The following is a 12,146-nucleotide window of genomic DNA, read 5'->3' on the forward strand; positions in this document are numbered from 1 at the left end:
CTCCTCTCAGGCTTGCGCGAACTCGCGCTCGGCGGACGACAGGGCGAAACCCTCGTAACCGGCGGCGACCACTTCGTCGCACTTGGCCCGGTAGGCCGGGGCGCCGCCGAGGTAGACCAGGACGCGGCGGGGCTTGCCGGGGATGTTGTGGCCCATGTACCAGGACGTCGGCGAATCCGGCAGGAGCGTGGCCTGCGCGAGCTCGTTCGTGTGCGCCACCCACGCCTGCTCGGCCTCGGCGGTGGGTTCGATGACGTCCAGGCCGCTGGTGCGCAGGTGGTCGATCGCCGCGGCCGAGAAGTCGATGTGGTCCTCGATCGCCAACGGCATGTTGTAGAGCACCGAAGGGCTCTGCGGGCCGGTGATCATGAACAGGTTGGGGAACCCGGCGGCCATCAGGCCGAGGTAGGTCTGCGGGCCGTCGGCCCAGTGGTCGGCGAGGCGGCGCCCGCCGCGGCCGGTGATGTTCAGCGCCAGCAACGGTCCGGTGCAGGCGTCGAAGCCGGTGGCGAGGATCAGCGTGTCGAAGGCGTGCCGAGTGCCGTCAGTCAGGAGGACACCGTGGGCGGTGACGGCCGCGATCGGGTTGTCCTTCACATCGACCAGCTCGACGTTCGGCCGGTTGTATGCCTCGTAGTAGTCGGTTTCCAGTGGCGGCCGCTTGGTGCCGTAGGGGTAGCCCTCGGGTGCCAGCAGGTCGGCGACGCGCTGGTCGCGGACGCGTTCGTGGATGCGCTCGCGGATGTATCCGGCGAGGGTGTCGTTGGCGGCCCGGTCGAACAGGATGTCGCCGAAGGAATCGATGAACAGCCGGAACCCGCCGCGATTCCAGCGGTCGTCGAACACCGCTCGCCGCGCTTCGGGCGAGACCGCCAGAGCCGAGGGTTCCACGTCGGAGTAGGGCACGCCGAGGAAGTGGTTGCGCGACGCGGCGCGGATCGCGCCGTAGTCGGCCTTCTCGGCGCTCTCCTCGTCCGGCCGGGTCGGGTAGTTGCCGATCGGCGTCGCGTAGTTCGGCGTGCGCTGCAGCACGGTCAGATGCCCGGCGGTTTTGGCGATCTCGCTGATGGCCTGGATGCCCGACGAGCCCACCCCGATGATGCCGACGCGTTTCCCCTCGAACGACACCGGTTCGTGCGGCCAGTTCCCGGTCATCAGGATCTCGCCGGCGAAGTCTTCGACTCCGGGGAAATCGGGCTTTTTCGGGACCGACAGCGTGCCGGCGCCGGAGACGACGAAGCGGGCGCGGTGGCGTTCGCCGGTGTCGGTGGTGGCGGTCCACATCGCCGCGGCCTCGTCCCAGGTCAGACTGGTGACCCGGGTGCGGAACCGGATGCTCCGCCGCAGGTCGAACCGGTCGGCCACGTGCTCGAGGTAGGCCAGGATCTCCGGTTGCGCCGGGTAGCGTTCGGTCCAGTGCCAGTCCTGCTGCAGTTCGTCGTCGAACGAGTAGGAGTAGTGCACGCTCTCGATGTCCACCCGGGCGCCGGGGTAGCGGTTCCAATACCAGGTTCCGCCGACTCCGTCGCCGGCTTCGAAGGCGATGACCCGCAGGTTTCGCTCGGTGCGCAGGGTGTGGATCGCGTACAGGCCGGCGAAGCCGGCGCCGACGACGAGGACGTCGTGTGTGGTCGGTTCAGAGGGCACCACGGTCCAGCCTCCTTGATGGTCGGGTGTGCTCGCGGCTACAGCGTGTCCCCGGCGCGGGCCGGCCGGGCAGGGTGACCTCACCCCATTCGCCACCCCATCGACCAGGCCGCCTCCACCCGCGTGCTCTAACGTGGGCCGAACTGGTGACCGGGACCCGGAGGCGTCATGGACGACGAAGCCGAGCGCAGGCAGCGCCACCCCGCAGGGCCATTGACCAGTTTTGTCGGCCGCCGCCGGACCATGGCACTGCTCGAGTCCGAGGTGCGTGCCTGCCGGCTGGTGTCGGTTACCGGCCCGGGCGGGGTCGGCAAGACGCGCACCGCGCTCACCGCAGCCGAACGAGCGCGGTTCTCCGGCGGGACCCGTGTGGTGGAGCTGGCCAGCGTCACGCACCCGGCGCAGGTGGCGTCGGCGGTGGCGACCGCGCTGGGGGTGCCCGACCAGTCCAACCGGGACGCCACCGATCGCGTCATCGGCCATCTTGCCGGCGCGGACGCGTTGCTGGTGCTGGACAACTGCGAGCATGTCCTCGAAGCCGCGGCGACGCTGGTGCTGAGGTTGCTGGACGCCTTGCCGGGCTTGCGCGTCCTCGCCACCAGCCGGGAACCGCTCGGCATCCGCGGCGAGCGGGTGCACCTGCTCGCCCCGCTCGCCGTCCCCGAGGAAAGCGATGCGTCCGGCGCCGGTGCGCTCGACCACGTCCCAGCCGTCCAGCTGCTGCTCGACCGTGCTCAGGACGTCTTGCCCGGATTCACCGTCACCGCGGAGAACCGCGCGGCGGTCGTGGCGTTGTGCCGGCGCCTGGACGGATTGCCGCTGGCGATCGAACTGGCCGCGGTCCGGCTGCGTTCGCTGTCGGTATCCCAGATCGTCGCACGTCTCGACCGGCGCTTCTCCCTGCTGGCCGGACACGCTCCCGGCGCCGATCCGCGGCAGCGGTCGCTGCGCGCGCTGATCGACTGGAGTCACGACCTCTGCGGTCCGGACGAGCGGCTGCTGTGGCAGCGCATGAGCGTTTTCCCGGCCGCGGTCGACCTGGAAACCGCCGAGCGAGTGTGCGGATTCGGCGAGCTGGACGGCGAGCGGTTGTTCGACGCCTTGGACGGTCTCGTCGGCAAGTCCGTCGTGGTCGCCGACCGGCGCGGCGAGCAGGTGCGCTACCGCCAGTTCGTGACCTTGCGCGAGTACGGCGCCGAGCTTCTCGAGTCCGCCGGCGAGGCGGACCTGCTGCGCCGCCGTCATCGCGACCACTTCACCGCCCGTGCCGCCCTGTGCGTGCGGCGTTGGTGCGGTCCCGACCAGGCCAGTGACCTGAGCCGGCTCCGCGAGGACGACGCCCACCTGCTCGCCGCGCTGGCGTGGTCCGCCGAAACCCCCGGCGAAGCTCCAGCCGGCGCCCGGCTCGCCTGCCTGCTGCGCTATCACTGGATCGCCGGCGGCTTTCTCAGCAACGGCCGCCGCTGGCTGGAGCGGTTGCTGCCGCTGCTCGAGCCCGGCACCGCCGACCGCGGCGAAGCCCTCTGGGCCACCGCGTGGGTCGCGCTCATCCAGGGCGACCGCGCGGTCGCCGGGTCGTACCTCGACGAGTGCGCGGCCATCGCCGACTCCCTGAACGACCGGAATCTGCGGGGACACGTCCGGCTTTGGCGGGCACTGCTCAACCTCTTCGCCGGAGAGCTGGACGCGGCGGTCTCGCTGTATCAGGAAGCCATCGAGATCCACCAGGCGACTGGCGACACCGGCCTGGTCCTCACCGCGTCATTCCAGCTGGCGATGGCCCAGGCATACGCCGGAAGGCCCGAAGAAGCACTGGCGACCTGCTCGTCGGTCATAGCGCGGGCATCGGCGGTGGGGGAGCGGTGGAATCGCGCGTACGCCCATTGGGCGGCCGCGATCAGCCACCTGCACCTTGGTCAGGTGACCGAGGCGAGGACGGCGATCACCGCCGCGATGCGCATCGAGCAGGACTTCCGCGACGGCGTCTGTACCGCGTTGTGCACCGAGATCAGCGCGTGGGTGGCGGCGTCTTCCGGGCACGCCGCTGATGCGGCGGCCCTGGAGGGCGTCGCGGCGTCGGTCTGGAGCCGTCTCGGCACGTCGCTGCGGGCGTTCGGTCCGCATGCGACGGAAGACGGGCGCACCCATGCCCGCCGGGTGGACGAGCAGCTCGGTCCGGCGGCAGCGGCGATTCGTCAGGAGTATGCCCAGATCGCCTTGTCCGACGCGGTGCGAATCGGACTGGATCTGGTCATCCGGCAGAGCGGGAAAGCGGTACCGAGCCGGCCGGCCGCGGCCGGCGTCCGGACAGTGCCCGATTCCGTGCTGACGTCGAGGGAAACGGAGATCGCGGTGTTGATCGCGCGAGGGCACACCAACAAAGCGATCGCCGAGCAGCTGACGATCTCGCCCCGCACTGTCGACGGGCACGTCGAACGGATCCTGCGCAAGCTCGACTGTGCCTCGCGGTCCCAGATCGCTTCCTGGGTGACGGCTGCGGGCGTGAAGTCTCCGGCGCGGTAGGCCGAGCCGCCACGGCACGTCGGCGGCGTCGTTTGCCGGACCTGCCGCGCAGGCTTCGAAACCGCGGCCGTGCGCGTCGGATGCGGATCCGGCGGGGAACGGTGTGCCCGGGATGGCTCAGGACGCGTCGAGGAGCCCGGGCAGTGCTCGGGCGAGGTTGCGTTCGTGGATCTGCGAGGTGCCCTCGTAAATCCGCAGTGCGCGCACGTCCCGCCACATCCGCGGCACCGGGCCGTCTCCGGCGATTCCTTCTCCGCCAAGGATTTGCACGGCTCGATCGGCCACTTCGGACGCCATCTCGGTGCAGTAGAGCTTCGCGGCGGAGATCCGTTCGCGAGGCGGCGCGCCGCGGTCGAATTCGCGGGCGCAGTCAAGGACTAGGGCGCGTCCGGCTTCCAGTTCGGCGTAGCTGCGGCCCAGCATGGCCTGGATCGCGCCGAACTCGGCGATCGGCTGGCCGAACTGGGTGCGCCGCGCGGCGTGCCGGCTGGCTTCGGCCAGCAGCCGGGTGGCTTGTCCGACCGCGGTGGCCGCGACGTGGGTGCGTGCGTGGTTGATGCCGCGCAGGGCTTGCCGTAGTCCGTCGCCTTCCTCTCCGCCGAGAAGCGCTTCCGAGCCGACCCGCACGTCGTTCAGTTCGATTTCGGCGATGGGGCCTTCGGCGTGCCCGTTCATCGCGGCGGGCAGCCGGGTGCGCACTCCGGGAGCGGTCCGGTCCACGAAGAACGCCGAAAGCGCCGTCTGGTCGTCGCCGGTGCGGGCGAAGACCAGCAGGACGTCGGCCCACGCGCCGTTGGTGATGTACCGCTTGCGTCCATTGAGGACATATCCGTCGCCGGTCCGGCGGGCGGTGGTGCGCACCGCGGTGGCATCGGAGCCGGCGTCGTCCTCGGTGAGCGCGAACGCGGCCACGCACGAGCCGTTGGCCATCGCTTCGAGGTAGCGTCGCCGCTGCCGGTCGGTGCCGTGGGCGAGCAAGGCTTGCGACACCAGGCCGATGGTCGTCGAGAACCGGGACCGGTAGACGACCGACGCCCGGGTGAATTCGAAGGTGAGCCGGACTTGCTGCGCCACCGTCCAGCCGAGGCCGCCGTATTCGCGGGGCAACGTCATTCCGCACAGGCCCAGCTCGGCCATCCGGGCTACCAGCCGGTCCGGCACCGAACCGGCCCGGACCATGGCCACCTCGTTCGAGACGAGTTCTTCATTGGTGAATTCGCGGATCCGCTGGAGGTAGTCCGCGAAGGACAGCGCGCGGATTTCGGCCGAGATCAAGGCTTTGTCGCTTTCTCAGCGCAGGACGCTGTGCAGGTGCTCGCGGAGAAAGTCGGGTTCCGCGACTGGTTCGCCGAGGCCGTCGACGTAGAACGCGATGTCGTCGCCGTCGGCCTCGGCCCGCACGATGCGGGGTTCGCCGGAGGGAGGAGCGGCCGCGAGGACGTCCGCGACGCTGCTGTGGCGGGCAACAAGGCGCAGCGCGTCCGCCGTGGCGAGCATCATCGGCATGGTGCCGCGCATCCGGCCGTGTAGCGCCTCCGCCGGCGTCACCCAGCACGAGGTGTCGTTTTCTTCGCGGAAGTCGCGGCACTGTGCGTGCTCCGGCAGCGCTGCCACGAAGAATCGGGTGTCGTAGCGCCGAGGCGAGAACTCCGGGGTGATCCAGCGGCCGGCCGGTCGCAACAAGTCGCTGCGCAGCTTGAGACCCCTCGCCGCCAGCAGTTCGTCCAGGCTCAGCTCATGGCCGACCAGCCGAGTGCGATCGTGCTCCCACGCCGCGCCCTCGACAGCGGCGACCTGCTCGCCGTCGGCTCCGGCATACAACACCCCGGACTCTTCGAAGGTCTCCCGAATCGCGGCACCCACCAGCGCGGCGGCCAGTTCTCCGGTGGCGCCCAGCGGTGCCGCCCACTCCGCCGGCGACGGCCCCGACCAGCGTCCGGGCCCGACCGGGTCGCGAGCGTCGACCGAGCCGCCGGGAAAGACGAACATGCCGGGGCCGAAGGCCATTTTCCGGTGCCGGCGCATCATGAACGCCTCGGGACCGCGATCGCCGTCGCGCAGGATCAGCACCGTCGAGGCAGCGCGGGGGACCGCCGGCGCCGGCGACTCGGCCAGGTACCGGCGAGCCAGCTCTTTCCTGTCGTTCTCCACAAACCCGCTCCCTGCCGTTCGATTCCCGGTGATGGCGGCGGCGTCAGCCGGCGGCGGCCGCCGAGCGACGCGGCAAGTGCTCGAGGTCGAGGCCGATCGCACGGGCCCATACCTGGGTGAGCGTCTCGACGACGTCTTCGAGTTCGTAGCTGTCGTTCTCCGTCATGACGATGTTCATGTAGGCGAAGTTGTGCAGCATCGACACGATGGCCTCGGCGGTGATCTCGGCGTGCATGCCCGGATCGGCCAGTCCTTGGTCCTGCAGCCGCTGGATGCCGTGCAGAATGCGGTCGCGAAAGTCCTTGCGGATCTCCAGCCGGTGTTCGCGCATCTTGTCGTCGAGGGTGGCGACCTGCTCGACGATGCGGGTCCAGCGGCTGTTGGCGTGGATGTCGGCGAAGTACTGCCGCAGGGTGTAGGCGAAGCGGTCGGCCACGGTGCCCTCGACGTCCGCGGGCACGGTGGTGGTCTGCTGCCGGTTGGCGGAGGTGCGGTCGACGAGCGCGTAGAAGATGTCTTCCTTGCTCTTGAAGTAGATGTAGAAGGTGCCGTGCGCCGCGCTCGCCTCGGCGCAGATGTCGCTGACGTTGGTGTCGAGAAAACCGCGCGTTTCGAACACGGCGCGGGCGGCGGCCAGCAGCCGCTCGCGGGTAGCGCGGCCGCGTTTCGTGCCCGGCTCCGACCTGAGCGATTCGGACATCGGTTCGAGCGTGCGCGGCTCGGGCGCAGGACGCTGCGACGCGCCCGCCGCCTTGCCGGCGGCGGCGCGTTTCGCGGGCGCCTTCTTCTGCGTGGCCATCGTGAAGCGGTCCTTTCCTGTTTCCTGCGCGCGGGGCCCGAGGCACTGGACTGGCCCGGCCCCCACGATATCGGCGCCTCAGCGCCGCCTGCCGTGATTCTCCAGGCTGATCGCCAGGTGCCGGTTCTGCAGCTCGGGCGAGTCGCGGAACTCTTCAGAAGAGCAGGTCAGCGCGGGACGGCCGGAGTCGAGCACGTACACGCGCTGCGACACGCCCAGCGCGAAGTCGAGATTCTGCTCCGCCACGACGATGGACATGCCGGTTTCCTGCAGCCGGCGCACGCTCTGCTTCAGCTCGGCGACGATGATCGGGGCCAGCCCCTCGGCGGGCTCGTCGAGCAGGAGCACCTTGGGCCGGGCGACGAGGGCGCGAGCGATCGCCACCGCCTGCTGCTCGCCGCCGCTGAGCTGGACGCCCTTGCGCGGCAGGAACTTCTTGACCAGCGGGACGAGGTCCACCGCCTCGTCGACGGCCCGGCGGGCTTGCGCGGACCGGGCCCGGCTGGCGAGCAGGAGGTTGTCGCGCACGGTCAGCGTCGGATAGATCCGGCGGTCGTCCGGCACCCAGGCGACGCCGTGGCGAGCGATCTGGTCTGCCCGTTTCGCGGAGATTTCCTCGCCGAACAGCCGGATCGAACCGCGTCGTTTCACCACACTGCCTGCGATCGCGCGCAGCGTGGTGGACTTCCCGGCGCCGTTGCGGCCCAGCACCCCGACCGTTTCGCCGGGGGCCACGGTCAGGTTCAAGCCGAACACCGCGGTCGCCGAGCCGTAGGAGAGTGTGACGTCGTGCAGCGCCAGTGCGTCTTCGGTCATCAGGAAGCTCCGAGGTAGGTCGTGCGGGCGAGGTCGTGGGCGGCGACCTCGTCCGGAGCGCCGTCGAGCAGGATCCGGCCCTGGCCCATCAGCAGGATCCGGCCGGCCAGTGCGAAGACCACCGACATGTCGTGCGCGGTGAGGATCAGGCAGAGCTCCGGCCGGCGGGCGAGCACGCTTCGCAGCACGTCGACAGTGATGCCGCAGTCTTCGTCGGTCATGCCGGCGGTCGGTTCGTCCAGCAGCAGCACGCGCGGGTCTTGTGCCAGCGCCATCGCGAGTTCGAGCCGTTTCCGGTCTCCCTGGGGCAGGGTGCCAGCGGTCCGCCCCAGCAGCGCGTCGAGCCGGGTGACCTCGGCGAGCTCGAGAATCGGTGCGGGGACCTCGCGCGGGAGGAACGCGCGCCACGGCCGCCACCATTCGCCGCGCCCGGCCTGGAACGACAGCAGCAGGTTCTCCAGCACCGAAAACGACCCGAACTGGCGGGCCACCTGGAAGGTGCGCGCGATGCCGGCGCGGGCCCGCTTGTCGGCATCCCACTTCGTGATGTCGCCGCCGTCGAAGACGATCGACCCGGCGGTCGCTGCGTGCTCGCCGGCGAGCGTGCCGAAGAAGGTGGTCTTGCCCGCGCCGTTGGGGCCGATGAGCGCGGTGACCTGACCGGCGTCGAAGCTCGCGGTGGCGTCGACGAGCGCGGGGACGCCGGAATAGGACTTGCTCAGACCAGTCGTGCTCAGCAGGGTCATCACACTGTCCTTTCGCGACGGAGCCGGGTTCGCGCTGCCGCCGAGCCGCGTTGGACGAGTCCCATGATCCCGCCGCGCACGAGCACGACCACGATCAGCAGCAGAACCCCGACCCAGACCGTCGCGGTGGTCGAACCCTGGAACAGCCGGGTCGTGAGCACCGTGTAGACCAGAGCGCCCACGAACGGCCCCCACATGCTCGACGTGCCGCCGATGAACACCATGAAGATCACGCTGCCCGACATCACGGTGCCGAGGAGTGCGGGAGACGCACCGGTTTGCTGTTGCGCGTAGAGCGCGCCCGCGACGCCGCCGACGAACCCGGAGATCAGGAAAGCGGTCGTGCGCGCCGCGCGCACCGACGTGCCGAGTGCCGCGGCTTTCACCGGATCGTCGCGCACCGCGGTGAATGTCTTGCCGAGCTGCGAGCGGTGGATGCCGTAGAGCAGCAGCGCGCACACCGCGGTCACGCCGGCCGCGTACCACCAGAAGTTCTCCGGCAGGAAGAGGTTCATGCCGAACAGGGGCCGCGCGACGATGCCGAAGATGCCGTCGTCGCCGTGCAGCGTGCCTCGGAATGTGAAGATCAGCTGGTACAGCACCTGTCCGAGGACGAGCGTCAGCATCGCGAACTGGATGCCGCTGCTGTTGCCCGCCAGCACGGCGATGACGAGCGCCACCACCATGCCGGCCAGCGCGCCGATCAGCACGACCAGCAACGGATTCATCTCCTGGTCCTTGAGCAGGGCAGCGGCGTAGGCGCCGGTGCCGAAGAAAGCCGCCTGCCCGAAGGAGCCGAGCCCGACCCAGCCGAACAGCACGAGGGCGCTCAGCGCGAACAAGCCGAAGATCGCCGCTGTGCTGACCAGGGAGAGGTTCGAGCCGGTGAGGACCGACGGCACGCCGGCGAGCAGGACGCACGCGAGGACGGCGTGCGGCACCAGGCGATTGCGGACCGCCCGCCGCGGCCAGGGGTCCTTCTCGGGAGCGGGACGCCGGTGCGGCGGGGCGGCCGGCGCCACCAGGCGGCTTTCTCGCTGGATCATGCGGATACCTCCGGACGGGAGGCCCGGCGTCGCCGCCAGGCGAATGCCAAGCCCTGGGGACGGAGCATCAGGACGACGGCCATCCCGACGTAGAACGCGTAGCCCGACAGCGACGGCGCATAGACCGCGATGACGCTTTCGAGCAGACCCAGCAGCAGCGCAGCGCCGAACGCGCCGCCGATCGAACCGAGGCCGCCCACGATGACGACCGCGAAGCTCTCGAGCACGAACTGCTGGTCGAGTCCCGGCCCGATCGAATACTGCGGGGACGCGAGTCCGCCGGCGAGCCCGGCGAGCACGCCGCCGGCGGCGAAGACTCCGATGGCGACCCACCGCACGCGGATGCCGAGCGCTTCGGCCATGACCGGATCGCCGGAGACCGCGATCGCCTGCTTGCCGAACGGGGTCCGGTTGAGCAGCGCCCACAGGCCGAGCCCGAGCAGCAACCCGATCACGATCATGAAGATGTCGTTGCGGGCGAGCAGCACGCCGCCGAGGTTCCAGGTCCCGGACAGCACCGGGGTCTGGGGCTGCGTTTTCGCGGCGGACCCCCAGAGTTCGATGGCGCCGCCGGCGATGACGAGCGACAGCGCGTAGGACGCCAGCAGCGACAGCATGTGCTGGGACGGATCCAGCCAGCGGAAGACGATCTCCTCGCTGACGGCGGAGAGGACCGCGACGACGATGCCGGCGAGGAGAGCGGCGCCGAGGTAGGCCCAGAAACCCGGCACCTGCCCGCGCAGCGCGAGGGTGGTGACGTAAGCGCCGACCATGAAGAAGCCGCCGTGAGCGAAGTTGATGACGCGCATGACGCCGTAGATGAGGGTAAGTCCGCTGGCGGCCAGGAACAGCGGCATCGCCAGCGCCAGTCCGCTGATGATCGCATTCAGAAGGTCAACCATGGCAGTTCCGTTCTCGGGGCGCGGCGGACCGGCGCGTGTGTCGGCGGTCCGCCGCGCCTGCTCAGTTGGTGCTGAGAGTGGTCGAACCCTTGGCGGTGGAAGCGTCCTGGGGATGGACGACGATGACGTCGAGGAACTTCACGCCGTCCGGGGACGCCGGGTCGCCGACCACGTTGCCCAGCACCTGGTTGGTGTTCGCCTGGTGCGAGACCGGGTCGATCGTGAGGTCGCCCTGGGTCGAGGGGAAGGTCAGCCCCGCGAGCGCTTTCGAGACCGCGCTCGGTTCGGCCGACTTGGCCTTGGCGATCGCGGCGGCATAAGCCTGGACGGCGTTGAACGACTCGGCCGACCAAGCGCCGGGCATCCGGCCGTTGGCCTTCTGGAAATCCTTGACGAAGGCCCGGTTGGTCGCGTTGTCGTAGGCCGGCCACAAGTAGTCGTAGCTGGTCCACAGCTTCGGGAAGTTCCCCTTGAGCGGAGTCAGCACGTCCCACGGGTCGCCGGTCGTGTAGATCATCTTGTACTTGTCGAGGAACGAGAAGCCGGCAGCTTGCTGCAGGAACGAGGACGTGCCCGCGCCGTAAGTGCCGAGGAACAGCGCGCGCCCGGCCGGGTCGGAGGCGACGGCCGACGCCAGCTTCGACACGTAGGGGCGGAAGTCCTGCGAGTTCAGCGGGGCGAAAACGGTCGAACCGGCGGTGACTCCGGCGACGCGGGTGATCTTCGAGTCGAAGGTCGACTGTTGCTGGTGGCCGAAGGAGTAGTCGTAGCCGAAGTAGTCCCACACCTTCGCCTGCGGTGCGAGACCGGCGATGATCGCCGGCAGCTTCTGGTCGACCGGCTGCTCGGGCGACGAGCGCAGCCCGGTGCGGAACACGTTGTCGGTGCCCTTCTGCCCGGGTCCGCCGGTGATGGTCGGATCCACGCAGGTCGGCGCCAGGTAGACCCCGCCGGTGGCCTTGACGAGGCTCTTGACCGCGAGGCATTCGGTGCTGCTGAGCGCGCCGAAGGTCAGCAGGTGCCCGGCGCTCGCCAGGTCTCGGGCGGCCTGCGAGGTCTTCTGCGGATCGGAGCCGTCGTCCTTGATGTCGAGCTGGAGTTTCTTGCCGTCGACGCCGCCCGCCGCGTTGATCTGCGCGACAGCGACGTTGGCGCCGTTGACCATGTCCTTGCCCGCCTGGGCGAAGGTGCCGTTGAGCGGGGCGATCATGCCGAGCGTGACCGTGTCGCCCGCGGAGGCGCCAGAACTGCTGCACGCCGGCACCGCGCCGGCGATCAAGGCAGCCGCGGCGAGCGTCGGCAGGAGGGGAGTGCGTCGCATGGGGACCTTCCTGGATGTCCGTGCCGGGCGGCGGCCGCGGCGCGGCGGATGCTGCTCGGCGGTCGAAACGGGCCGCAGGGCGAGTGGCGGGACTGTGTGCGCGACTCACCGGTGGAGGGGGAAGCGGGGTGAGGTGGGTAACCCGCGCCGGCGCTGCAGGTAACAATGACGTTTGTGTCATGTTTCGTCAAGTGG

Annotated in this window: 10 protein-coding genes; 1 reads left to right on the forward strand and 9 read right to left on the reverse strand. The window is 70.0% G+C overall.

Annotated elements, in window-relative coordinates:
* Nucleotides 1-6: 6 nt before the first annotated feature.
* Nucleotides 7-1,650 (reverse strand): flavin-containing monooxygenase, encoded by a 1,644-nt coding sequence (locus AMYBE_RS0109290; RefSeq protein ID WP_020659093.1) that lies wholly within the window; start codon nucleotides 1,648-1,650, stop codon nucleotides 7-9.
* Nucleotides 1,651-1,815: 165 nt separating this feature from the next.
* On the opposite strand from AMYBE_RS0109290, the gene AMYBE_RS0109295 reads away from it, so the two are divergent.
* The gene (locus AMYBE_RS0109295; RefSeq protein WP_154676152.1) at nucleotides 1,816-4,170 is read left to right on the forward strand and encodes a LuxR C-terminal-related transcriptional regulator; all 2,355 of its coding nucleotides are present in this window, start codon (nucleotides 1,816-1,818) and stop codon (nucleotides 4,168-4,170) included.
* 117 nt (nucleotides 4,171-4,287) lie between these two features.
* On the opposite strand, the gene AMYBE_RS0109300 is transcribed toward AMYBE_RS0109295, so the two are convergent.
* From AMYBE_RS0109300 to AMYBE_RS0109335, 8 genes are all read right to left on the reverse strand, one after another.
* The gene (locus AMYBE_RS0109300) at nucleotides 4,288-5,445 is read right to left on the reverse strand and encodes an acyl-CoA dehydrogenase family protein (RefSeq protein WP_020659095.1); all 1,158 of its coding nucleotides are present in this window, start codon (nucleotides 5,443-5,445) and stop codon (nucleotides 4,288-4,290) included.
* 15 nt (nucleotides 5,446-5,460) lie between these two features.
* Complete coding sequence (locus tag AMYBE_RS41285; RefSeq protein ID WP_051124662.1) at nucleotides 5,461-6,321, reverse strand: NUDIX hydrolase; 861 nt, start codon at nucleotides 6,319-6,321, stop codon at nucleotides 5,461-5,463.
* 43 nt (nucleotides 6,322-6,364) lie between these two features.
* The gene (locus AMYBE_RS0109310) at nucleotides 6,365-7,120 is read right to left on the reverse strand and encodes a TetR/AcrR family transcriptional regulator (RefSeq protein ID WP_020659096.1); all 756 of its coding nucleotides are present in this window, start codon (nucleotides 7,118-7,120) and stop codon (nucleotides 6,365-6,367) included.
* A gap of 78 nt (nucleotides 7,121-7,198) precedes the next feature.
* Entirely contained in the window at nucleotides 7,199-7,936 is a 738-nt protein-coding gene (locus AMYBE_RS0109315) for an ABC transporter ATP-binding protein (RefSeq protein ID WP_020659097.1), read from the reverse strand.
* Nucleotides 7,936-8,682 (reverse strand): ABC transporter ATP-binding protein, encoded by a 747-nt coding sequence (locus AMYBE_RS0109320; RefSeq protein ID WP_020659098.1) that lies wholly within the window; start codon nucleotides 8,680-8,682, stop codon nucleotides 7,936-7,938. The genes AMYBE_RS0109315 and AMYBE_RS0109320 overlap by 1 nt, the downstream gene beginning before the upstream one ends.
* Nucleotides 8,682-9,728 (reverse strand): branched-chain amino acid ABC transporter permease, encoded by a 1,047-nt coding sequence (locus tag AMYBE_RS0109325; protein ID WP_020659099.1) that lies wholly within the window; start codon nucleotides 9,726-9,728, stop codon nucleotides 8,682-8,684. Before AMYBE_RS0109325 ends, AMYBE_RS0109320 begins: the two co-directional genes overlap by 1 nt.
* Nucleotides 9,725-10,630, reverse strand: a complete 906-nt coding sequence (locus AMYBE_RS0109330) for a branched-chain amino acid ABC transporter permease (protein ID WP_020659100.1) — start codon at nucleotides 10,628-10,630, stop codon at nucleotides 9,725-9,727. Before AMYBE_RS0109330 ends, AMYBE_RS0109325 begins: the two co-directional genes overlap by 4 nt.
* 61 nt (nucleotides 10,631-10,691) lie before the next feature.
* Complete coding sequence (locus tag AMYBE_RS0109335; protein ID WP_020659101.1) at nucleotides 10,692-11,951, reverse strand: ABC transporter substrate-binding protein; 1,260 nt, start codon at nucleotides 11,949-11,951, stop codon at nucleotides 10,692-10,694.
* Nucleotides 11,952-12,146: the final 195 nt, after the last annotated feature.

This window comes from Amycolatopsis benzoatilytica AK 16/65 (genome assembly GCF_000383915.1).
Taxonomy (GTDB): Bacteria; Actinomycetota; Actinomycetes; order Mycobacteriales; family Pseudonocardiaceae; genus Amycolatopsis; species Amycolatopsis benzoatilytica.